This is a genomic window from Streptomyces sp. ISL-94, from assembly GCF_018614075.1.
Lineage (GTDB): Bacteria > Actinomycetota > Actinomycetes > Streptomycetales > Streptomycetaceae > Streptomyces.
This window is the reverse complement of the sequence record NZ_JAGGOZ010000002.1, coordinates 69,034-91,360: the sequence shown is the minus strand read 5'-3', so window position 1 is coordinate 91,360 and position 22,327 is coordinate 69,034. Positions and strand designations below refer to the sequence as shown.

Annotated in this window: 22 protein-coding genes; 10 read left to right on the top strand and 12 right to left on the bottom strand. The window is 71.3% G+C overall.

The features are described 5' to 3' along the window. Position 1: 1 nt before the first annotated feature. The 8 genes from nuoH to J7E94_RS00460 are packed head-to-tail and all read right to left on the bottom strand — an operon-like array spanning position 2 to position 8,962. Complete coding sequence (nuoH, locus tag J7E94_RS00495) at positions 2-1,360, bottom strand: NADH-quinone oxidoreductase subunit NuoH (protein WP_215011199.1); 1,359 nt, start codon at positions 1,358-1,360, stop codon at positions 2-4. Next, entirely contained in the window at positions 1,357-3,873 is a 2,517-nt protein-coding gene (locus J7E94_RS00490; protein ID WP_215011197.1) for an NADH-quinone oxidoreductase subunit G, read from the bottom strand. The genes nuoH and J7E94_RS00490 overlap by 4 nt, the downstream gene beginning before the upstream one ends. Continuing rightward, on the bottom strand, positions 3,870-5,246 hold the full coding sequence (gene nuoF, locus J7E94_RS00485; protein ID WP_215011195.1) for an NADH-quinone oxidoreductase subunit NuoF: 1,377 nt from the start codon (positions 5,244-5,246) through the stop codon (positions 3,870-3,872). The genes J7E94_RS00490 and nuoF overlap by 4 nt, the downstream gene beginning before the upstream one ends. Continuing rightward, complete coding sequence (nuoE, locus tag J7E94_RS00480) at positions 5,246-5,995, bottom strand: NADH-quinone oxidoreductase subunit NuoE (RefSeq protein ID WP_215011193.1); 750 nt, start codon at positions 5,993-5,995, stop codon at positions 5,246-5,248. Before nuoE ends, nuoF begins: the two co-directional genes overlap by 1 nt. Then, entirely contained in the window at positions 5,992-7,317 is a 1,326-nt protein-coding gene (locus J7E94_RS00475; RefSeq protein WP_215011191.1) for an NADH-quinone oxidoreductase subunit D, read from the bottom strand. Before J7E94_RS00475 ends, nuoE begins: the two co-directional genes overlap by 4 nt. Continuing rightward, positions 7,317-8,036, bottom strand: coding sequence for an NADH-quinone oxidoreductase subunit C (locus J7E94_RS00470; protein ID WP_215011189.1), 720 nt, complete (start codon positions 8,034-8,036; stop codon positions 7,317-7,319). Before J7E94_RS00470 ends, J7E94_RS00475 begins: the two co-directional genes overlap by 1 nt. Continuing rightward, positions 8,033-8,587 carry an NADH-quinone oxidoreductase subunit B family protein gene (locus J7E94_RS00465; RefSeq protein ID WP_030162005.1) on the bottom strand — a complete coding sequence of 185 codons (555 nt, stop codon included), beginning with the start codon at positions 8,585-8,587 and terminating at the stop codon, positions 8,033-8,035. The genes J7E94_RS00470 and J7E94_RS00465 overlap by 4 nt, the downstream gene beginning before the upstream one ends. Before the next feature lie 15 nt (positions 8,588-8,602). Beyond that, positions 8,603-8,962, bottom strand: coding sequence for an NADH-quinone oxidoreductase subunit A (locus J7E94_RS00460; RefSeq protein ID WP_008738438.1), 360 nt, complete (start codon positions 8,960-8,962; stop codon positions 8,603-8,605). Positions 8,963-9,742: 780 nt separating this feature from the next. On the opposite strand from J7E94_RS00460, the gene J7E94_RS00455 reads away from it, so the two are divergent. Beyond that, complete coding sequence (locus J7E94_RS00455; RefSeq protein ID WP_215011187.1) at positions 9,743-10,588, top strand: C40 family peptidase; 846 nt, start codon at positions 9,743-9,745, stop codon at positions 10,586-10,588. Positions 10,589-10,709: 121 nt separating this feature from the next. Here the strand turns inward: J7E94_RS00455 and J7E94_RS00450 are convergent, their stop codons facing one another. After that, the gene (locus J7E94_RS00450) at positions 10,710-11,699 is read right to left on the bottom strand and encodes a hypothetical protein (protein WP_215011185.1); all 990 of its coding nucleotides are present in this window, start codon (positions 11,697-11,699) and stop codon (positions 10,710-10,712) included. 507 nt (positions 11,700-12,206) lie between these two features. Here J7E94_RS00450 and J7E94_RS00445 point away from each other — a divergent pair. The 7 genes from J7E94_RS00445 (at position 12,207) to J7E94_RS00415 (ending at position 17,369) form a co-directional block, all read left to right on the top strand. Continuing rightward, complete coding sequence (locus tag J7E94_RS00445; RefSeq protein WP_215011183.1) at positions 12,207-12,692, top strand: hypothetical protein; 486 nt, start codon at positions 12,207-12,209, stop codon at positions 12,690-12,692. Then, positions 12,689-14,236, top strand: a complete 1,548-nt coding sequence (locus tag J7E94_RS00440; protein WP_308344311.1) for a peptidoglycan-binding protein — start codon at positions 12,689-12,691, stop codon at positions 14,234-14,236. Before J7E94_RS00445 ends, J7E94_RS00440 begins: the two co-directional genes overlap by 4 nt. A 74-nt stretch (positions 14,237-14,310) precedes the next feature. Beyond that, positions 14,311-14,979, top strand: coding sequence for an ABC transporter ATP-binding protein (locus J7E94_RS00435; RefSeq protein WP_308344322.1), 669 nt, complete (start codon positions 14,311-14,313; stop codon positions 14,977-14,979). Continuing rightward, entirely contained in the window at positions 14,976-16,193 is a 1,218-nt protein-coding gene (locus J7E94_RS00430) for an ABC transporter permease (RefSeq protein ID WP_374224361.1), read from the top strand. The genes J7E94_RS00435 and J7E94_RS00430 overlap by 4 nt, the downstream gene beginning before the upstream one ends. A gap of 51 nt (positions 16,194-16,244) precedes the next feature. Then, the gene (locus tag J7E94_RS00425; protein WP_215011179.1) at positions 16,245-16,520 is read left to right on the top strand and encodes a hypothetical protein; all 276 of its coding nucleotides are present in this window, start codon (positions 16,245-16,247) and stop codon (positions 16,518-16,520) included. Positions 16,521-16,683: 163 nt separating this feature from the next. Further along, a complete protein-coding gene (locus tag J7E94_RS00420; protein WP_215011178.1) occupies positions 16,684-16,926 on the top strand; it encodes a hypothetical protein in 243 nt (80 codons plus the stop codon). Then, positions 16,923-17,369: a DNA-binding protein gene (locus tag J7E94_RS00415; RefSeq protein ID WP_215011176.1), complete on the top strand. Its 447-nt coding sequence runs from the start codon at positions 16,923-16,925 to the stop codon at positions 17,367-17,369. The genes J7E94_RS00420 and J7E94_RS00415 overlap by 4 nt, the downstream gene beginning before the upstream one ends. Positions 17,370-17,433: 64 nt before the next feature. On the opposite strand, the gene J7E94_RS00410 is transcribed toward J7E94_RS00415, so the two are convergent. Then, a complete protein-coding gene (locus tag J7E94_RS00410) occupies positions 17,434-18,717 on the bottom strand; it encodes a geranylgeranyl reductase family protein (RefSeq protein ID WP_215011174.1) in 1,284 nt (427 codons plus the stop codon). A gap of 105 nt (positions 18,718-18,822) precedes the next feature. Between J7E94_RS00410 and J7E94_RS00405 the strand changes: the two genes are divergently transcribed. Then, the gene (locus J7E94_RS00405) at positions 18,823-19,371 is read left to right on the top strand and encodes a GNAT family N-acetyltransferase (RefSeq protein WP_215011172.1); all 549 of its coding nucleotides are present in this window, start codon (positions 18,823-18,825) and stop codon (positions 19,369-19,371) included. 149 nt (positions 19,372-19,520) lie between these two features. Here J7E94_RS00405 and J7E94_RS00400 read toward each other — a convergent pair whose 3' ends face one another. Together J7E94_RS00400 and J7E94_RS00395 are read right to left on the bottom strand one after the other, a co-directional pair. Continuing rightward, positions 19,521-20,432: a glutaminase gene (locus J7E94_RS00400; protein WP_215011171.1), complete on the bottom strand. Its 912-nt coding sequence runs from the start codon at positions 20,430-20,432 to the stop codon at positions 19,521-19,523. A 5-nt stretch (positions 20,433-20,437) separates the two neighbouring features. Beyond that, entirely contained in the window at positions 20,438-21,130 is a 693-nt protein-coding gene (locus J7E94_RS00395) for a demethylmenaquinone methyltransferase (protein WP_215011169.1), read from the bottom strand. 243 nt (positions 21,131-21,373) lie between these two features. Here J7E94_RS00395 and J7E94_RS00390 point away from each other — a divergent pair, with 243 nt between their 5' ends. After that, positions 21,374-22,315, top strand: a complete 942-nt coding sequence (locus J7E94_RS00390) for a DUF3152 domain-containing protein (RefSeq protein ID WP_251055895.1) — start codon at positions 21,374-21,376, stop codon at positions 22,313-22,315. The last annotated feature ends 12 nt before the right edge of the window (positions 22,316-22,327 follow it).

Sequence of the window (22,327 nt, the reverse complement as noted above, 5' to 3'; positions counted from 1 at the left end):
CTCAAGCCTCCTCTCGGTCACTGTCAGTATTCGTCCCGCCACTGACAATCAGCTCCCGCTCACTGCGGGGCCGTCGGCGCGGTACGGGTGCCAGGTGCTGGCCGGGCTTGGGCGGTACGGGGAATCCGCCCGCCAGCGGGTCGAAGGGCTCGGCCGCCGCGGCCTTGCCGGCCTCCTCGGCGGCGGCCTTCTCGCGCTTGTCGCGGAAGAGGTCCGCGACGAAGGAGAGGAGCAGGATCGCCACGACGGCCCCGCCGACGTACAGGACGATCTCGCTGAAGTCGTACCGCTCGTTGCGCAGCGCGCGGACGGTGGCGACCAGCATCAGCCAGACCACGGAGACCGGGATCAGGACCTTCCAGCCGAGCTTCATCAGCTGGTCGTAGCGCACCCGCGGCAGCGTGCCGCGCAGCCAGATGAAGAAGAAGAGGAGCAGCTGGACCTTGATGACGAACCAGAGCATCGGCCACCAGCCGTGGTTCGCGCCCTCCCAGTACGTGGAGATCGGCGCCGGGGCCCGCCAGCCGCCCAGGAAGAGGGTGACCGAGACCGCCGAGACGGTGACCATGTTGACGTACTCGGCGAGCATGAACAGCGCGAACTTGATGGAGGAGTACTCGGTGTTGAAGCCGCCGACCAGGTCGCCCTCGGACTCCGGCATGTCGAAGGGGGCGCGGTTCGTCTCGCCGACCATCGTGATGACGTAGATGATGAAGGAGACCGGCAGCAGGACGATGTACCAGCGGTCCGCCTGGGCTTCCACGATCGCCGAGGTCGACATCGACCCGGAGTAGAGGAAGACGGAGGCGAAGGCGGCGCCCATCGCGATCTCGTAGGAGATCATCTGCGCGCAGGAGCGCAGGCCGCCGAGGAGCGGGTAGGTCGAGCCGGAGGACCAGCCCGCCAGGACGATGCCGTAGATGCCGACCGAGGCCACCGCGAGGATGTAGAGCATCGCGATGGGCAGGTCGGTGAGCTGCATGGTGGTGCGCTGGCCGAAGATCGAGACCTCGTTGCCGGAGGGCCCGAAGGGGATCACCGCGATGGCCATGAAGGCCGGGATCGCCGCGATGATCGGGGCCAGGACGTACACCACCTTGTCGGCCCGCTTGACGATGACGTCTTCCTTCAGCATCAGCTTCACACCGTCGGCGAGCGACTGGAGCATGCCCCAGGGGCCGTGCCGGTTGGGGCCGATGCGCAGCTGCATCCAGGCGACGACCTTGCGCTCCCACACGATGGAGAAGAGCACGGTCACCATCAGGAAGGCGAAGCAGAAGACCGCCTTGATGACGACGAGCCACCAGACGTCCCTGCCGAACAGGGAGAGGTCCTCGGCGGCAAGCTGTACCGCGTTCACGCGCCCACCTCCGCAGTGGTGCCGTCGGCGCCGGCCAGGGCGGCCGGGCCGATCCGGACGAGGGTGCCCGGGCGGGCACCGGTGTCGGCGAGGACGCCGGAGCCCGTGGAGTTCAGCGGGAGCCAGACCACGCGGTCGGGCATCTCGGTGATCCGGAGCGGGAGTTCCACGGAGCCGGCCGGGCCGGTGACCGCGAGGACGTCCCCGTTCTTGACGCCCGTCTCGGCGGCCGTGGCGGCCGACAGGCGGGCCGTGGCCTCGTGCCGGGTGCCGGCCAGGGCCTCGTCGCCCTCCTGGAGCCTGCCCCGGTCGAGGAGGAGCCGGTGGCCCGCGAGGACCGCCTCGCCCGCGCCGGGGCGGGGCACCGGCACCGGGTCGGTGGACTGCTCGGTCGCGAGCTCACCCTCCCAGGGCCCGAGCCGCTCCAGCTCCCGGCGTACGGCGTGTACGTCGGGCAGTGCGATCGGCCGGTCTGCGGCGTCGGCCAGCATGTGCAGCACGCGGGCGTCGGCCGGGGCGAGCCGGCGGGTCATCTGGTCGGGCTTGAGCGCGGCCTCGAACGGCCGGACCCGGCCCTCCCAGTTGATGAAGGCGCCCGCCTTCTCGGCCACGGCGGCGACGGGGAACACCACGTCGGCGTGGTCGGTGACTTCGCCGGGCCGCAGTTCCAGGGAGACCACGAAGGCCTCCTGGAGGGCGGTCCGCGCGCGGGCCGGGTCCGGCAGGTCCGCGACCTCGACGCCCGCCACCAGCAGGGCGGACAGTTCGCGCGTGGCGGCGGCCTCGACGATCTGGCCGGTGTCGCGGCCATAGCGGTGCGGGAGTTCGTCCAGGCCCCAGGCGGTCGCGACCTCGCTGCGGGCCCGCGGGTCGGTGGCCGGGCGGCCGCCCGGCAGCAGGGACGGCAGCGCACCCGCCTCGACGGCGGCCCGCTCCCCGGCCCGGCGCGGGATCCACACCAGCTTCGCGCCCGTCGCGGCGGCGGCCCGTACGGCGGCGGTCAGCGCGCCCGGCACTGCGGCGAGCCGCTCCCCGACGACGATGACGGCGCCGGGCTCGCGCAGCGCCTCGGCGGCGACGGCGCCGCCCGCCTCCAGTCCGGTACGGGAGGCCAGGGCGTCGAGCCAGTCGGGCTCGGTGCCGGGCGCGGCGGCCAGCAGGGTGCCGCCCGCCTTCTCCAGGCCGCGGGTGGCGAAGGGAGCGAGGGCGAAGGTCCGCTGCTTGTGCTTGCGGTGGGCCTTGCGCAGCCGCAGGAAGACCCCGGGGGCCTCCTCCTCCGCCTCGATGCCGACGAGGAGTACGGTCGGCGCCGCCTCCAGGGAGGTGTACGTGACCCCCGCGCCGTCGAGGTCCTTGCCGGTGCCGGCCACGGTGGCGGCCAGGAACTCGGTCTCCTCCGCGCTGTGCACGCGGGCCCGGAAGTCGATGTCGTTGGTGTCGAGCACCACCCGGGCGAACTTGGCGTACGCGTAGGCGTCCTCCACGGTGAGCCGGCCGCCCGTGAGCACCCCGGCCCGGCCCCGTGCGGCGGCCAGCCCGTTCGCGGCGGCCTCCAGGGCCTCGGGCCAGCTCGCGGGCTCCAGGACCCCGGCGGCACTGCGGACCAGCGGGGTGGTGAGCCGGTCCCGCTGCTGCGCGTAGCGGAACCCGAAACGGCCCTTGTCGCAGACCCACTCCTCGTTGACCTCCGGGTCCTCGGCGGCCAGCCGGCGCAGCACCTTGCCGCGGCGGTGGTCGGTCCGGGTCGCGCAGCCGCCCGCGCAGTGCTCGCACACGCTCGGGGAGGAGACGAGGTCGAAGGGGCGGGAGCGGAACCGGTAGGCGGCCGAGGTGAGGGCGCCGACGGGGCAGATCTGGATGGTGTTGCCGGAGAAGTACGACTCGAAGGGGTCGCCCTCGCCGATGCCCACCTGCTGGAGCGCGCCGCGCTCCAGCAGCTCGATCATCGGGTCGCCGGCGATCTCGTTGGAGAAGCGGGTGCAGCGTGCGCACAGCACGCACCGCTCGCGGTCCAGCAGCACCTGGGGGGAGATCGGGACCGGCTTCTCGTAGGTGCGCTTCTTGCCCTCGAAACGCGATTCGGCGTTGCCGTGTGACATCGCCTGGTTCTGCAGGGGGCACTCGCCGCCCTTGTCGCAGACCGGGCAGTCCAGCGGGTGGTTGATGAGCAGCAGCTCCATCACCCCGCGCTGGGCCTTGTCGGCGACCTCGGAGGTCAGCTGTGTCTTGACGACCATGCCGTCGGTGCAGGTGATGGTGCAGGAGGCCATCGGCTTGCGCTGGCCCTCGACCTCGACGATGCACTGGCGGCAGGCCCCGGCCGGAGAGAGGAGGGGGTGGTCGCAGAACCGGGGGATCTCGATGCCGAGCTGCTCGGCGGCCCGGATGACGAGGGTGCCCTTGGGGACCGACAGCTCGATGCCGTCGATGGTCAGGGCCACTGTGTTTTCGGCGTTCTCGTGCGATCCGGCCGCTTCGCCGCCACCGGCGGGAGCGTTCGTGGCGACGGTCATGCGGTCACCTCCGTGTCAGCCCAGAGGGTCGACTTCTTGGGGTCGAAGGGGCAGCCCTTCCCGGTGATGTGCTGCTCGTACTCCTCGCGGAAGTACTTGAGCGAGGAGAAGATCGGGCTGGCCGCGCCGTCGCCGAGCGCACAGAAGGACTTGCCGTTGATGTTGTCGGCGATGTCGTTCAGCTTGTCGAGGTCGAACATGACGCCCTTGCCGGCCTCGATGTCGCGGAGCAGCTGGACCAGCCAGTACGTGCCTTCGCGGCAGGGCGTGCACTTGCCGCAGGACTCGTGGGCGTAGAACTCGGTCCACCGGGTCACGGCCCGCACCACGCAGGTGGTCTCGTCGAAGCACTGGAGGGCCTTGGTGCCGAGCATCGAGCCGGCGGCGCCCACCCCCTCGTAGTCGAGGGGGACGTCCAGGTGCTCGTCGGTGAACATCGGGGTGGAGGAGCCGCCCGGGGTCCAGAACTTCAGCCGGTGCCCGGGGCGCATCCCGCCGCTCATGTCGAGCAGCTGGCGCAGGGTGATGCCGAGCGGGGCCTCGTACTGGCCGGGTCCGGCGACGTGCCCGGAGAGCGAATACAGCGTGAAGCCGGGGGACTTCTCGGTCCCCATCGCCTTGAACCAGTCCTTGCCCTTGTTCAGGATCGCGGGAACCGAGGCGATGGACTCGACGTTGTTGACGACAGTGGGGCACGCGTAGAGCCCCTCGACGGCAGGGAAAGGGGGACGCAGCCGGGGCTGACCGCGCCGGCCTTCGAGGGAGTCGAGCAGCGCCGTCTCCTCGCCGCAGATGTACGCGCCCGCTCCCGCGTGCACCGTGATGTCGAGGTCGAGCCCGCTCCCCAGAATGTCCTTCCCGAGGTAGCCGGCCTCGTACGCCTCACGGACCGCCAGGTGCAGGCGCCGCAGGACCGGTACGACCTCGCCGCGCAGGTAGATGAAGGCGTGCTGCGAGCGGATCGCGTAGCAGGCGATGATCATTCCCTCGATGAGGGAGTGCGGGTTGGCGAAGAGAAGGGGGATGTCCTTGCAGGTTCCCGGTTCCGACTCGTCCGCGTTCACGACGAGGTAGTGCGGCTTTCCGTCGCCCTGCGGGATGAACTGCCACTTCATTCCGGTGGGGAAGCCCGCGCCGCCGCGCCCGCGCAGACCGGAGTCCTTCACGTAGGCGATGAGGTCGTCCGGGGTCATCGCGAGGGCCTTGCGCAGGCCCTCGTAGCCCTCGTGGCGCCGGTAGGTCTCCAGCGTCCACGACTCGGGCTCGTCCCAGAACGCCGACAGGACGGGTGCGAGGAGCTTCTCCGGGCTCGTGCCTCCCCCAGCCTCCGGCTGGGAGGTACCCCCATAATTTTCCTTGGAGGACACGGACATCACTCCCCTCCCTCGGTGGTGGTGTCACCGCGCGCCTCGGCACGCGGGTGCACGATGGTGGTGTTCGGGGACTCGCCACGGGCGATGCGCAGGCCGATCAGGGAGGCGGGGCCCGCCCCGCCGCTCGCCTCGACCGCGCCCTCGCGCTCGTCGGGGAAACCGGCCAGGATCCGGGCGGTTTTCTTGTAGGTGCACAGCGGCGCGCCCCGGGTCGGCTCGACGGGGCGGCCGGCCAGCAGGTCGTCCACCATGGCCTTGGCGGACTCGGGGGTCTGGTTGTCGAAGAACTCCCAGTTCACCATCACCACGGGGGCGAAGTCGCAGGCCGCGTTGCACTCGATGTGCTCGAGGGTGACCTTGCCGTCGGGGGTGGTCTCGTTGTTGCCGACCCCGAGGTGCTCCTTGAGCTCCTCGAAGATGGCGTCGCCGCCCATGACCGCGCACAGGGTGTTCGTACAGACGCCGACCTGGTAGTCACCGGAGGGCTTGCGCCGGTACATCGTGTAGAAGGTCGAGACCGCCGTGACCTCGGCGGTGGTCAGGCCCAGCACATCGGCGCAGAAGCGGATGCCGGTGCGCGAGACGTAGCCCTCCTCCGACTGGCACAGGTGCAGCAGCGGCAGCAGCGCGGACCTGCTGTCGGGGTAGCGGGCGATGACTTCCTTCGCGTCCGCTTCCAGCCGCTCGCGTACCTCGGCCGGGAAGTCGGGGGCGGGAAGCTGCGGCATGCCCAATGAGATGTCGGTCATCGGTCGACGCCTCCCATCACGGGGTCGATGGAGGCGACGGCGACGATGACGTCGGCGACCTGGCCGCCCTCGCACATCGCGGCCATGGCCTGGAGGTTGGTGAAGGACGGGTCGCGGAAGTGGACCCGGTAGGGGCGGGTGCCGCCGTCGGAGACGACGTGGACGCCGAGTTCGCCCCTGGGCGACTCGACCGCCGCGTACGCCTGCCCGGCCGGTACCCGGAAGCCTTCGGTCACCAGCTTGAAGTGGTGGATGAGGGCCTCCATGGAGGTGCCCATGATGTTCCTGATGTGGTCGAGCGAGTTGCCGAGGCCGTCCGGGCCCATCGCCAGCTGCGCCGGCCAGGCGATCTTCTTGTCGGCGACCATCACCGGGCCCGGCTCCAGCCGCTCCAGGCACTGCTCGACGATCCGCAGCGACTGGCGCATTTCCTCCAGGCGGATCAGGAACCGCCCGTAGGAGTCGCAGGTGTCGGTGGTGGGGACGTCGAACTCATAGGTTTCGTAGCCGCAGTACGGGTCCGACTTGCGCAGGTCGTGCGGCAGGCCGGCGGAGCGCAGGATCGGGCCGGTGGCGCCCAGCGCCATGCAGCCCGTGAGGTCGAGGTAGCCGACGTCCTGCATGCGCGCCTTGAAGATCGGGTTGCCGGTGGCGAGCTTGTCGTACTCCGGCAGGTTCCTCTTCATGGTCTTGACGAACTCGCGGAGCTGGTCCACGGCGCCCGGGGGCAGGTCCTGCGCGAGGCCGCCGGGGCGGACGAACGCGTGGTTCATGCGCAGGCCGGTGATCAGCTCGAAGATGTCGAGGACCAGCTCGCGGTCGCGGAAGCCGTAGATCATGATCGTGGTCGCGCCCAGCTCCATGCCTCCGGTGGCGATGGCCACCAAGTGGGAGGAGATCCGGTTGAGCTCCATCAGCAGGACGCGGATGACGGTGGCGCGGTCCGGGATCTGGTCGGTGATGCCGAGGAGCTTCTCGACGCCGAGGCAGTACGCCGTCTCGTTGAAGAACGGCGTCAGGTAGTCCATGCGCGTGACGAAGGTGGTGCCCTGCGTCCAGTTCCGGTACTCGAGGTTCTTCTCGATGCCGGTGTGGAGGTAGCCGATGCCGCAGCGGGCCTCGGTGACCGTCTCGCCGTCGATCTCCAGGATCAGGCGGAGCACGCCGTGGGTGGACGGGTGCTGGGGGCCCATGTTGACGACGATGCGCTCGTCGTCCGCCTTGGCCGCGGACTGGACGATCTCGTCCCAGTCGCCGCCGGTGACGGTGTAGACGGGGCCTTCGGTGGTCTCCCGGAAGGAGGCGTGGTTTGACGTGGACATCAGCTGTACGACCTCCGCTGGTCGGGAGCCGGGATCTGGGCGCCCTTGTACTCGACGGGGATGCCGCCGAGCGGGTAGTCCTTGCGCTGCGGGAAGCCCTGCCAGTCGTCCGGCATCATGATCCGGGTGAGGGCCGGGTGCCCGTCGAAGACCAGGCCGAAGAAGTCGTACGTCTCGCGCTCGTGCCAGTCGTTGGTGGGGTAGACGGAGACGAGCGAGGGGACGTGCGGGTCGCGGTCCGGTACGGACACCTCCAGCCGCACGATCCGGCCGTGGGTGAGCGAGCGCAGGTGGTAGACGGCGTGCAGCTCGCGGCCCTTGTCCCCGGGGAAGTGCACCCCGCTGACGCCGGTGCAGAGCTCGAAGCGCAGGGCCGGGTCGTCGCGCAGGGTCTTCGCGACGAGGGCGAGGTGCTCGCGCGCGATGTGGAGGGTCAGCTCCGCCCGGTCGACGACGACCTTCTCGATCGCGTTCTCCGGGACCAGGCCCTGCTCCTCCAGGGCGCCTTCGAGCTCGTCGACGACCTCGTCGAAGTAGGAGCCGTACGGGCGGCTCGTCGCTCCGGGCAGGACCACCGTGCGGACCAGGCCGCCGTAGCCGCTGGTGTCGCCGCCGTTCGCGGCGCCGAACATGCCCTTGCGGACGCCGATGACCTCGGGGCCGCTCTCGCGGGCGGCCGGGACGTTGCTGCCGTTCTCCGGCTCTTGGGTCTCGCTCACCGGAGCAGCCCCTTCATCTCGATCGTGGGGAGGGCCTTGAGGGCCGCCTCCTCCGCCTCACGGGCCGCCTCTTCCCGGTTCACGCCGAGCTTGCCGCCCTGGATCTTCTGGTGGAGCTTGAGGATCGCGTCCATCAGCATCTCGGGGCGGGGCGGGCAGCCGGGGAGGTAGATGTCCACCGGGACGATGTGGTCGACGCCCTGGACGATCGCGTAGTTATTGAACATTCCGCCTGAAGATGCGCAAACCCCCATGGAGATGACCCATTTGGGAGCGGGCATCTGGTCGTACACCTGCCGCAGCACCGGCGCCATCTTCTGGCTGACCCGGCCGGCCACGATCATCAGGTCGGCCTGGCGCGGGGAACCGCGGAAGACCTCCATGCCGAAGCGGGCCAGGTCGTACCGGCCCGCTCCGGTGGTCATCATCTCGATGGCGCAGCAGGCGAGGCCGAAGGTCGCGGGGAAGACGGATGACTTGCGCACCCAGCCCGCGGCCTGTTCGACGGTGGTCAGCAGAAAGCCGCTCGGCAGCTTCTCTTCCAGTCCCATGGAAAATTCAGCCCCTCAGTCCCATTCCAGGCCGCCGCGGCGCCACACGTAGGCGTAGGCGACGAAGACGGTGAGCACGAAGAGCAGCATCTCGACGAGCCCGAAGATCCCCAGGGAGTCGAAGGTGACGGCCCAGGGGTAGAGGAAGACAACCTCGATGTCGAAGACGATGAAGAGCATCGCCGTCAGGTAGTACTTGATGGGGAAGCGGCCGCCGCCGGCCGGAACCGGAGTGGGCTCGATACCGCACTCGTATGCCTCAAGCTTCGCCCGGTTGTACCGTTTTGGACCGATCAGCGTGGCCATGACCACGGAGAAGATCGCAAACCCTGCGCCGAGGGCGCCGAGCACGAGGATGGGCGCGTACGCATTCACGCTCCTCGCTCCTTCCAGTCGTCCTTGACCGTTGGACCGCCGCCGGCACCGCATGCCCCGCCTCGCGAAGATCGCGCTTTTGATCGAGCGCTCGCATGTGAGGCAGTTCACAAGCCGGTCTGCTGCGCATCTTATGCCCGCTCCTCTGTGATCTGCGACACGGGTTGCAACAACGAGTTTGTGATCTCCACCACCTGGCGAATGATCATGAAGTCCGATGAGTGGTGATCTTCATACGTGAAGCATCCACATGATCACCAAAGGTGACATCCGACCTCGTTACCGCAGGTAGAAGGGGTGTTGCCCTATCAAACCGTGGCCCTTGCAGGCAAATTGGCGACGCTGGCGCCGGGGTGATAAAGGGATCGGCGCCGCCCGGTCGGGGGAGGCCGCGGGTACGGAGGTGGACACGGGGCATACAAGAGGTCGGGAGGGGCTCATCCGTGTGCATCCGTTCACGAATCCCGGTGGCGAGTTCACAGCAAGGTCACGACCGGGGCACAGCGCCCGCACAGCGTGACTCTCCTGTGACCTGCGCCACTCGCGATTCGCCGCAGTGAAAGAGGGCTTGGCCATCTGTGCGGAGGGATGGTAGGCCGCGGATCAATTGGGACTTATTGCGGAAACCCCGTGATCACAGCCTTGTGACGGCGTGTCCGTTTCGCCCGTTACGGCGTCAATACGAGGCGCGACGCGCCCGGTTCGCGGCCTTCGCGCACAACTGTGGCGCAGACCACGTTTCTTGAAGGACACCGCTGCCCCCTGATAGCGGTTGTACTCATGTCCCACACCGCTCACATACCCAGCCACCGGAAGCCCCGCCGCAGCGCCTCGAAGCTCGCGGTCCGCGCCGGAGTTGCCGGTGGCGTCCTCAGCACCCTCGCCATGGCCGGCACCGCGAGCGCGTCCCCGTCCGCCGAGCCCGTGGCCGAGACGACGCTCGAAATGCCGGTCCTCAACCTGGACCTGGCCGCCGAGGTCTCCTCCGCCGTCACCACGGCCGCCGAGAACACCCGCGCGGCCGCCGTCGAGGGCGAACTGACCGCCCAGGAGGAGAGCGCCCGCACCGGCGCCGCCGCCGAGGCGAAGAAGGCGAAGGAAGACGCCCAGGAGAAGGCCGACACCGAGAAGAAGGCCCAGGAGGAGGCGGCCCGCAAGGCCGAGGCCGACCGCGCCAACCGCTCCAGCGCCCGCGCCTCCCTGTCGACCAAGTCGTCCTCCGGCTCGACCTCCAGCGACGGCTCCGGCGCCTCCGTGGCCGCCCCGGCCACCGGCTCCGCCGCGGCCATCGTGAACTTCGCCCGCGCGCAGGTCGGCAAGGCGTACGTCATGGGCGGCACCGGCCCGTCCTCGTTCGACTGCTCCGGCCTCGTCCAGGCCGCCTACCGGCAGGCCGGCATCTCCCTGCCGCGCATGTCCCAGGCGCAGTCGTCCGCCGGCACCTCGGTCTCCCTGAGCGCCCTGCAGCCGGGCGACATCCTGTACTGGGGCTCCCGCGGGAGCGCGTACCACGTCGCCATCTACGTCGGCGGCGGCAAGTTCGTCGGCGCGCAGAACCCCAGCACGGGCATCGTCGAGCGCAGCCTGAGCTACGACAAGCCGACGGGCGCCGTGCGCGTCCTCTGAGCCGTCCGTGCGCTCTTGAGCGCCACGAAGGGGCCGGTACTCCCCCCGCTCGGCGGCGGAGTACCGGCCCCTTCGGCATACCTGGCCTGCCTCGGCCTACGTCTCAGGCGTCTCAGGCGTCTCAGGCCAGACCGGCCGCCAGCTTGAAGCGGGCCTCGCGCTGCTTCTTGTAGAGGGCGAGCGTTTCCGCGTGCTCCTCCACGAGCCGCTCCTGGTACGCCTTCTCGACGGCGGCCCAGATCCCGACGAGGTCCACCTCGCGCTTGCACGCGACATCGGCGTTGGCGGCGGTGACGGCCTTGGGGCCGCTCCTGTCGCCCTCCAGGCCCAGCTTCTCGACGACGTCATACGGCGTATCGATCCCGCTGTATCCTGATTTGTCCATACAAGCCGACCATTGCTTCAGCACCTTGACGACCCGTGAGTCCTGCTTGGAGCGGTCGTGCGCCTCCGAGGCCAGCCCGAAGGTGAAGAGCAGGTCCACACTGTCCTTGGTCGGGGCGTACAGCTTCCGGTACCCCTCCCGCCCGCACCCGCCGGCCGGCACCTTCTGCCCGGCCGCCGTCAGGCCGCTGTCCACCTGCGCGGCCTCCTCCTCGGTCTTGGCGTCGGGGATCTTCCCGCCCTGAGAACCCGGCTGCTCGCCGTTCATGACGACATACGCGCTGTCGCTCAGCTGCGGTGCCGGGGGCTTGGACGGCGTTCCCCCGCCGGCCGACTTGTCGTACCCGTGGGCCGCCGCGAACGCCGGATCGGCCAGGCCGAAGAGATATTCGTGCCGGTCCTCGGCCCCGCCGCCACCGGCCTCGGCCGACTTCACACCCTCGTAGGTGAACCCGTACCGGGCCATGCACCGGAAGACCAGGGTCTGCTGGACCTGGCCCATCCGGATCCGCTCGGCCTCGGTGCCCGTGTGCGCGTCCCTGGGCAAGGACAGCGTGGCCGTCGCCGGATCGACCTCGACGGGCCCGAGCTTCGGCTCCCCGCCCTGGGCGTCGCCAGTACCGGAGCAGCCGGCCAGGAACACGGCCGTCAGCAGGACGGCAGCCGCGGCGGCGGACCGGCGGCGGGCGCAAGTACGGAATTTGGCCCGGCTGCTTCTCCTGTGCATTTCACTGACGGGATGCGGTGGCGGGGACCAAGAGAGGAAGGAGTCCGCCTGCCTGCGGGCCGAGGGCATCTCCTGGTATCCGGACCCGGACCCGGTCACCGCCGAGATCGACCAGGCCAAGGGCACGCCCGAGCAGTGGTCCGCGCTCAAGCGCGAGCATGTCGAAGCCCTGACGAAATGCCGGCCGGAGCGATGAGTGGGCTCGCGAGCTGAAACAGACCCCCGGCCTCCGGCCGAAGGGGACGGGGCCTGCTTGTCCATTCGCACATTCCTCGCCATAGGAAGCGACAACAGGCAGGCAACGCCAATGATCCGGGGTTCAGCTGGAGTTAAGTGCATGCAGTTCCGGACACGAGGCCAAATCCCAGCTGACGTATGGTCAAGTCTCCTGCGGGACAGGGCTTGTTCGCCCGGTGAGCCCACCCTAGGATCACACATCGCGTTCGCACGGCATCTCCCTCTGCGGCGCCGTCACCCAGATCCCCACCCCCGAGGGAAGCGCCCTTCATGCGCAAGCACGTGCCTGTCATAGCCCTCGCCCTGGCTCTCGCGCTCGGCGCGTGCTCTGGCGGCAAAGAGCCGTCGGCGAGCGGCAGCCCGCCGCCCACCACCGAGGAGATCGCCTCCTACGACTGCCTCAAGGAGCACGGCGTGGCGATCGTCCGCACCGGCTCCGGTGCACCCCGCGTCGACAAGGACGAGCCGCACGACAACCTCCCCGCCGCCGCGCAGGCGTGCGAGGACAAGGCCCCGCCCCGGCCCTCTCCCCCGAAGATCGACCCCAAGGTGCCGGCCGCCGCCCGAGAGGAGGCCCAGTGCCTGCGCGCCGAGAGCGTCTCCTGGTACCCGGATCCTGATCCGGCGACCGGCACGTACGCCGACGGGGCCGTGACCTCGGAGCAGTCGGCCGAGCTCAGGACCAAGCACTACGACGCGGTCCGCAAGTGCCGGCAGGAAAAGGGTTCCGGCGACGACAGCGTGCTCGGCGGGTGAGCGAGCTGCGAGACGTCGTGGAAGACGTACGGAGCACAGAGCCGGCCTCCGCCACCGAGGTGGACCGGAGCGGGCTCGCCCGGGGCCGGCGCGTGGTGCTCGGCGTCGTGGGCGGGGCTGTGCTCATGGCCGTCGGCGGGCTGCTGGCCACCGCGGTGGTGAAGTCGCCCGCGCAGGTGGCCGCCGAGACCGGGCCGCCCGCGCAGGGGCCGCTGACCGCGGAGGTCGAGCGGCGGGTGCTCGCGGAGACCGTGGTGATGCGCGGGACGGTGGTCGCCGGCCAGAGCGTCGAGGTGTCCCCGCAGCCCCGCTCCGGCGAGGGCGCCGGCACGCCCGTCGTGACCAAGCTGCCGCTCAAGGCGGGGGACGCCGTCGCCGCCGGGCAGCTGCTGGCCGAGGTGTCCGGGCGGCCGGTGTTCGCCCTGAAGGGGACCCTGCCCGTCTACCGCGACCTCAAGCCGGGTGCCACCGGCGACGACGTCGCGCAGTTGCAGCAGGCACTGCGGGAGCTCGGGCACGGCACCGGCTCGGACCGCAAGGGTTACTTCGGCCCGGGCACCAAGGCCGCGCTCGCCGCCCGCTACCGGGCCATCGGGTACGACCCGCTGCCCGCGGTGGCGGACGGCGGCGAGGCCCTCAAGGCCGCCCGGGAGGCCGTACGGTCGGCCGAGTGGGCCCTCGAGGACGCCGAGAACGCCGGCGCGGGCCGGGCGACGGCGCCCGGCGCCACCGCCGCCCCCGGCGCCACCACAGCACCCGGCGGCGCGAAGACCGCCGAGGGCGGCTCCGGCGATTCCGGCCGGGCTGTCAGCCGCGCCCGCCAGGCGCTCGGCGGTGCCCGGGAGAAGCTGGCGGCGGCCGAGACCGCCGACGGGCCGATGCTGCCGGCCGCCGAGACCGTGTTCCTCGGGGCCTTCCCCGCCCGCGTCGGCGCGGTCGGCGGCCGCGTGGGCGGCCCCGTGTCCGGGGCGGTCCTCACCCTGTCCTCCGGGGAACTCGTCGTCGAGGCCTACCTGAAGGACGACAAGAAGCAGCTGCTGCGCGCCGGGATGGCGGTGACGGTCTCCTCCGAGGTCGCCGGCACCGATGCCCGGGGCAAGGTCGCACTGGTCGCCACCGAGCGGTCGTCCGGCCCGCCGGCCGGAGCGCAGCCCGACCAGAACGGCCAGGGGGGCGGCCAGGGCGGCGGCCAGGGCGGCGGCGCCCAGAGCAAGAGCGGCGGCGCCGATCTCGGCTACCGGATGGTGGTCCGCGCCGACCAGTCGCTGCCCGCCGGTTTCGCCGGGCAGGACGTACGGCTGACCATCGAGTCCGCTTCCACCGACGGCGAGGCCCTCGTCGTCCCGGTCACCGCCGTCTCCGCCGGCGCGGACGGCCGTACGGTCGTCACCGCCGTGGCCGCCGACGGCACGCAGCGGCGCATCGAGGTGCGCACCGGCACCAGCGGCGACGGCTACGTGGCCGTGACGCCGGTCCAGGCCGACGCCCTCGCCGCCGGCACCCGGGTTGTCATCGGCGTCGCCCGGAAGGGGACCGCCAGGTGAGGTTCCCCCGCCGCCGCCGCCGCAACCGCAACCGCCCCGAAGCTGTCACGCCCACCCAGCCCGGCGCCCCCGTCATCGAGTTCCGCGGGGTCGCACTCACCTATCCCGGACCGCCCCCCGTGGAAGCCCTCAAGCCGAGCGAACTGATCGTGCAGCGCGGCGAGTTCGTCACCATCGTGGGCCCCTCCGGCTCCGGGAAGTCCACCTTCCTGAACGTCGCCGGGCTCCTCGACTCCCCCACCTGCGGCCACTACCTCCTCGACGGCATCGACACCGCCGGCCTCCGCGACCGCGACCGGACCGCCCTGCGCGGCCGCCGCATCGGCTTCGTCTTCCAGTCCTTCCACCTCCTGCCCCACCGCTCCGCCCTGGAGAACGTCGCCCTCGCCATGCTCTACACCTCGGTCCCCCGCGCGGAGCGCCTCACGCGGGCCCGCGCGGCCCTCGAACAGGTCGGCCTCAGCCACCGGGAGACCGCCGTTCCCGGCCGCCTCTCCGGGGGCGAGTGCCAGCGCGTGGCCATCGCCCGCGCCCTCGTCGGCCGGCCCTCGCTGCTGCTGTGCGACGAGCCGACCGGCAATCTCGACTCCGCCAACGCCGCCTCCGTGCTGGCCCTGCTGGACGAACTGCACGCCGCCGGGATGACCGTCATGGTGATCACCCACGACACCGAGGTCGCCGCGCGGGGCCGCCGGACCCTCACCGTCCGCGACGGCCTGCTGCGCGAGCAGGTGACCGCGTGAGGGTGGACCCCACCCGGCTGTCGGTACGCGACGCGCTGGCCGAGGCCGTCGCGGGCATGCTCCGCCGCCCCGGCCGGGCCGTGCTCACGGCGCTCGGGACGGTGCTCGGCGTCGGCAGTTTCGTGGCCGTCCTCGGCCTGACCGCCACCATCTCCTCGCAGATCGACGGCCGGTTCAACGTCCTGACCGCCACCGAGGTGACCGTCGAGGACATCGCCGGCCGTCGATACGAGTTCGCCGGTCCCGGCTTCCCGGCCGACGCCGAACAGCGGCTGCGCCAGGTCGCGGGCATCCGCAGCGCCGGGGTCATGTGGACCGTACGGCTGGACTCGACGACGACGGTCGGCGCCCTGCCCTCGGGCGGCGGCAACGCCGCCTCCGGCATCACCGTCGTCGCCGCCTCCCCCGGGGCCGTCGCCGCGCTCGTGCCCACCCTCCAGGAGGGGCGGCTCTACGACGACTTCGCCGAGCGGAGCCGCGGGCGCGTCGTGCTCATCGGCAGCGGCGTCGCCGACCGGCTCGGCATCACCACCCTGGCCACCCGGCCCGCCCTCTACATCGGCGAGGAGCCCTTCACGGTCGCCGGCATCATCGCCGACGTCGAGCGCAAGCCGGAGAACCTGCTGTCCGTGCTCGTGCCCCGGGCCACCGCCGAGGAGCTGTGGGGGCCGCCCCCGCCGGCGGCCGCGAGCATGCTGATCGCCGCCGAACTCGGCGCCGCCCGCCAGGTCGCCGACCTCGCCCCGCTCGCGCTGCGCCCCGACCATCCCGAGTACCTCAAGGCCGTACCGCCCCCCGACCCGCGGCTGCTGCGCTCCGGCGTGACCTCCGACCTGAGCGCGCTCTTCCTGCTGCTCGCCGGGATCTGCCTGGTCATCGGCGCCGTCGGGATCGCGAACACCACCCTGGTCGCCGTGCTGGAGCGGACCGCCGAGATCGGGTTGCGCCGGGCCCTCGGCGCCCGGGGCCGGCACATCTCCGCCCAGTTCCTCACCGAGTCCGCGACGCTGGGCGCGCTCGGCGGGCTGGTCGGCACGTCCCTGGGCGAGCTGACCGTGGTCGCCGTCTCCCTCGCCCGCGACTGGACCCCGGTGATCCACCCGGCCACCGTCGCCGCGGCCCCGCTCGCCGGACTGCTCACCGGGCTGCTGGCCGGGCTCCATCCCGCCTGGCGGGCAGCCCGTATCGAACCGGCCGAGGCCCTGCGAAGATAGCGGCTGCGCGCCTGACCGTCAGCCGCAGCCCGACCCTGGAGGTGGTGGTCCGTGAGCAAGCCGTACGAGTACCACGGCACCGGCGGTTCGACCGCCGTTCCGGCCGCGCTCGGGCTCTGTCTCCTGGCGGTCGGCGGCTGGCTGCTGACCACCGCCCGCCCCTGGCAGAAGCCGGGCCACCCGCTCACCCTGGGCTTCGGCTGGGGCGCCTCCGGGGTGCTGCTGATGTGCGGGCTGGTCCTGATGGCCCGGTGCGTGCGGACGGTCCACGGCGCGGACCCCGAAACGGGCCGGCCCGGGGAAGACCCGGTCCGGCCCGCGGAGTAGGCACGCTCCGTCAGGCCCGCGTCCGGCCTTCGGGGCCACCTTGGTTCCACCGGGGTAGAGGTGATTCACGGGGCACCCCGCCCCAGGTCTGGCGGGCCGGCGACAACTACGCGCATCACTCCTCCCACGAGATTTTTCCTACCGGCGGTGTTACGTTTTAGGTATGAGCAGCCACGTCGCACACCAGGCCACCGAGCGGGCCGGCAAGAGATCCGTGTCGCTGGCGCAATCGTTGATCAAGGAAGTTGAAGAGCGCACCGGCAAGAACGGCTTCTCCTCCGTTGTGGCCGAAGCCCTGGAGGAGTGGCTCGCCGCGGCCAAGCTCCGCGAGGTCGTGGCAGCCGACCGCAAGGCATTCGGGAGCGTCTCCGCCGAAGCGCGGCGGCAGGCGGAACAAGAGTGGTGAGCAAGCGGCTCAAGATCAAGGCCAAGAGTGAAGGCACGCTCGTCCTCGACGCCCAGGGGCTTTCACTGCACGTCGACGGCGACGAGAAGATGCGTGCGCGCATCGAGGTCGCCCAGCAGAGCGGCCGACGAGTGGCGCTGTCCGCCCTGACGCCCTTGGAGGTGCGCCGAAGCGGGGAGGCCGCCAAACGGCTCCAGTTCCTGCTGTCCCGGTTCGACGTGAAGCCGGTAAACGACGCGGTGATAGACGCCGCGGAAAAGCTGCTGGACGTCTCGGGCCTTGACGGGCACGAATGCCTCGTGGACGCACTCGGGGTGGCCACGGCCGCGCTCTGCACACCCCCGGTCCTGCTCGTCACGTCCGACACGTCACACATCCCGGCGCTGTGCAAAGCCGCCGAGGAGCTTCCCGGCTCGCCGAAAGTGAAGATCGTCAACGTCTGACGGCTCGTCCGACGACGTGCGCTGGGCCGCCCAGCCGTGCTCCGGGCGGCCCAGCCTTGAACAATCAGGCTCGGGGTGCCACCTTCGAGAGGCCGTTGATGATGCGGTCCATCGCGTCGCCGCCCGTCGGGTCGGTCAGGTTGGCCAGCATCTTCAGCGTGAACCGCATCAGCACCGGGTGGCTCAGACCGCGCTGCGTGGCGATCTTCATGACCTTCGGGTTCCCGATCAGCTTCACGAAGGCGCGGCCCAGCGTGTAGTAGCCGCCGTAGGTCTCCTTGAGGACCTTCGGGTAGCTGTGCAGGGCCAGTTCGCGCTGCGCCGGGGTGGCCCGGGCGTGTGCCTGCACGATGACGTCGGCCGCGATCTGGCCGGATTCCATCGCGTAGGCGATTCCCTCGCCGTTGAACGGGTTGACCAGGCCGCCCGCGTCACCCACCAGCAGCAGGCCCTTGGTGTAGTGCGGCTGCCGGTTGAAGGCCATCGGCAGGGCCGCGCCGCGGATCGGCTGCGTCATGTTCTCGGGAGTGTAGCCCCAGTCCTCCGGCATGGACGCGCACCAGGCCTTGAGGACCTCGCGCCAGTCCAGCTCCCTGAAGGCGGAGGAGGAGTTGAGGATGCCGAGGCCGACGTTGGACGTGCCGTCGCCCATGCCGAAGATCCAGCCGTAGCCGGGCAGCAGCCGGTCCTGGGGGCCGCGCCGGTCCCACAGCTCCAGCCAGGACTCCAGGTAGTCGTCGTCGTGGCGGGGAGAGGTGAAGTACGTACGGACGGCGACGCCCATCGGGCGGTCCTCGCGCCGGTGCAGGCCCATCGCCAGGGACAGCCGGGAGGAGTTGCCGTCGGCGGCGACCACGAGCGGGGCGCTGAAGGTGACCGGGGTCTTCTCCTCGCCGAGCTTCGCCTGCACGCCGGTGATGTGTCCGGTGCGGGGGTCGCGTACGGGCTCGCCCACGTTGCAGCGCTCGTAGAGCCGGGCGCCGGCCTTCTGCGCCTGGCGGGCCAGGGTCTCGTCGAAGTCGTCGCGCTTGCGGACGAGTCCGTAGTCCGGGTAGGAGGCGAGTTCCGGCCAGTCCAGCTGGAGCCGCTGCCCGCCGCCGATGATGCGCAGACCCTTGTTGCGGAGCCAGCCGGCCTCTTCGGAGATGTCGATGCCCATCGCCACCAGCTGCTTGGTGGCGCGGGGCGTGAGGCCGTCACCGCAGACCTTCTCGCGGGGGAAGGCCGTCTTCTCCAGGAGCAGGACGTCCAATCCTGCCTTGGCGAGGTAGTACGCGGTGGTCGAGCCGGCGGGCCCGGCCCCGACGACGATCACGTCCGCGGAGTGTTCGGAGAGGGGCTCGGTCACGGCGGGGTCTCCCGAAGGCTCGATAACTCGATAAAGGGTGCCCATGGGCACCGGACATGTGCAGTCTATGCAGCGAGAGAGATCACGATCCGAAGGGCTGCCCCCATGACCACCTCGCCGACCCGGCCGGCCCGGCCGCTTCCCGTGGTACAGCTCCGCGTGCCCACCGACGAGGACGCGCGCGCCTGGCACCACGTCTTCGACGACCCCGACGTCATGGAGTTCCTCGGCGGTCCGGCCGAACCGGCCGTGTACGAGGAGCTCACCGCGCGGCAGCGCATGCACGACGCGCAGCTCGGCTACTGCCTGTGGACGCTGCTGGACGGGGAGGGCGCGGTGATCGGCTTCACCGGGGCCCAGCCCTGGCCCCGGGAGAAGGCGTGGGGGCCGGTCGGTGAGATCGAGATCGGCTGGCGGCTGGGGCGGCCGGCGTGGGGGCGGGGCTACGCGTATGCCGCTGCGCTGGCCACGCTTGACCGGGTGAGGGAGGCCGGAGTTCCGCGGGTGGTGGCGATGATCGACGATGCCAATGCGCGCTCGATCGCGGTGGCGGAACGTCTCGGCATGGCCCTGGCGGAACGCTTTCCCCTCCCGGGAGGCCGCCGCCACGGCCGCCGCTACGAACTCACCCTCACCCCGGAGCCCCCGGCCTGACGGCCCCCGAACCGGCACGCCCCCAAGCCCCGGGGCCCCGCCCCGCACGGCGCGCCTCAAACGCCGGCGGGGCTGGGCCAGGGGCGAGACGGGCGAGCGGCACGTCAAAGAGGCCTGGCCCTCCAGGGCCGAGACGGGCGAGCGCCGCGTCAGAAGACGGACAGGCCCGTCAGGGTCGTGAAGCGGTCCAGGGCCGCGACACCCGCGACGGAGTTGCCCTGGCTGTCCAGGCCCGGGCTCCACACCGCGAGCGTGCACTGGCCCGGGACGACCGCGACGATCCCGCCCCCGACCCCGCTCTTGCCGGGCAGGCCCACCCGGTAGGCGAATTCGCCCGCCGCGTCGTACGTCCCGCACGTCAGCATCACCGCATTGATCTGCTTCGCCTCGCTGCGCGTCAGCAGCCGCGACCCGTCCGCCCGCAGCCCGTGGCGCGCCAGGAACCGGGCGGCCCGGGCCAGGTCGGCGCAGCTCATCTCGATCGAGCACTGCCAGAAGTAGTGGTCCAGCAGCGCCGGCACCGGATTGTCGATGTTCCCGTACGAGGCCATGAAGTGGGCGACGGCGGCGTTCCGGTCGCCGTGCTCGTGCTCGGAGGCCGCGACCTCGGCGTCGAAGCCGACGTCCGGGTTCCCGCTCTCCTCCTGCAGGAACCTCAGCACCTCGCTGCTCGCGTCACCCGTCAGCGTCTGGAGCCGGTCGGTGACGACGAGCGCCCCCGCGTTGATGAACGGGTTGCGCGGGATGCCGTTCTCGTACTCCAGCTGCACCAGCGAGTTGAACGGGTTGCCGGACGGCTCCCGGCCCACCCGCTCCCACAGGCTGTTCCCGCCCTCCGCCAGCGCGAGCGCCAACGCGAAGACCTTGGTGATGGACTGGGTGGAGAACGGGACCCGCCAGTCCCCCACCCCGAAGACGTTGCCGTCGAGGTCGACGATGGCCATCCCGAACCGCCGCGGCTCCACGGACGCGAGCGCCGGGATGTACTCGGCGGGCGTGCCGCTGCCGATCAGCGGGGCGATGTCCTCCGCGACCTGCTCCAGCAGCGTCTGGTAGTCCACCGGGGCTACTGCTTCGTGCCGCGGTGCAGCGCCACGATGCCGCCGCTCAGGTTGCGCCAGGCGACCTTCCCCCAGCCGGCCTTCTGGAGCAGCGCGGCCAGCGCGGGCTGGTCCGGCCACTCGCGGATGGACTCGGCGAGGTACACGTACGCGTCGGGGTTGGAGGAGACCGCGCGGGCCACGGGCGGCAGGGCCCGCATCAGGTACTCCGTGTACACGGTCCGGAAGGGGGCCCACGTCGGCTGCGAGAACTCGCAGATGACGACCCGGCCGCCGGGCTTGGTCACCCGGTACAGCTCGCGCAGGGCGGCGTCGGTGTCCTGGACGTTGCGCAGCCCGAAGGAGATCGTCACGGTGTCGAAGACGTCGTCCTTGAACGGCAGCTTCGTCGCGTCGCCGGCCGTCAGCGGGAGCCAGGGGTGCTTCTTCTTTCCCTCCCTCAGCATGCCGAGGGAGAAGTCGCAGGGGACGACGTACGCGCCGGTGGCGGCGAAGGGCAGCGAGGAGGTCGCGGTCCCCGCGGCCAGGTCGAGGACGTGCTGTCCGGGGCGCGCGCCGACCGCCTTGGCGACCTCCTTGCGCCAGAGCCGGGCCTGGCCGAGGGAGAGGACGTCGTTGGTGAGGTCGTAGTTCGCCGCGACCCCGTCGAACATGGAGGCGACTTCGTGCGGCTGCTTGTCCAGGGAAGCGCGGGTCACTGGCGTTCGCCCCTCGGTGTGCGATGCGGATCTGGCGGTCTGGCGGATCTGGGAGTGCGGACCCATCCTCTCAGGCCGCTTCGCCACCCCGGCGTACCGGCCCGGCCCGGGGTACCGGCGAGGTACTGGCCCGAAGGACAGTTGCCTCCCCGGTACCCGGGCGCGTTGACTGGGGCGGGTGCGGCCCGGTGACGGTCACCCGCCGGATCATGGGCCTGACCAGCCGGATCTGTGGCGGCCGCCATGAACAGAGGGCTCACGATGCCGGCAGGCCATTCCACCGGCCGCTCCCGCCTCAGTCCGCGCGCCCGGCGCCGGGCCGAGCGGCGCAAGCGGCTGCGGCGCACGATCATCCTCGGCTCGGCGGCGCTCGCCGCCGTCTCGGCGACCGCGTACGCGCTGGCGCCGGGGGACGAGACCGCCACCGCGGCGGCCGGCCGGACGGCGGTCCAGCCGGACCAGCCGCAGGACGGGCAGCCGTCCGGGGGCTCCGACGCGGCCCCGCAGGGCGGCAAGCGGTCCCCCGCTCCGGCCCGTTCCGCCCCCGCGCCCTCCCCGCCGGCCCCCGGCTCGCCCACCCCCTCCCCCAGCGGCTCCGGTACGCCCGCGGCACCCGTCCCGCTCTCCGGGCCCGGCACCTTCAAGGCCTCCGCCGCCTCCGGCAGCCCCCAGGGCAAGGGGACCGTACGCCGCTGGCGGATCGAGGTCGAGGAGGGCAGCGGGGTGGACCCGGACTCCGCCGCCCGCTCCGTCGAGGCGATCCTCGCGGACCCCCGCGGCTGGACCAGGGACCCGGCGTACGCCTTCCAGCTCGCGGGACCGGGCCAGCCGGTGGACTTCACCGTGAAGATCGCGACGCCCACGACCACCGACCGCCTGTGCGAGGTGGTCACCCCGGAACTGATCGGCGAGACCAACTGCCGTGCCGGGCATACCGTCGTGGTCAACCTCAAGCGCTGGCAGGAGGGATCGCCGCAGTTCAGCGGGCCGGTGGAGGAGTACCGGGCGCTGATCGTCAACCACGAGGTGGGGCATGAGATAGGCCGCGACCACGAGACCTGCCCCGGCCCGGGCAAGCCCGCGCCCGCGATGATGCAGCAGATCAAGGGGCTGCTCGGCTGCACGGCGAACGCCTGGCCGTTCGACGCGAACGGAACTTATCTGTCCGGCCCGCGCGTCCCATAACCGGGAGAGCCG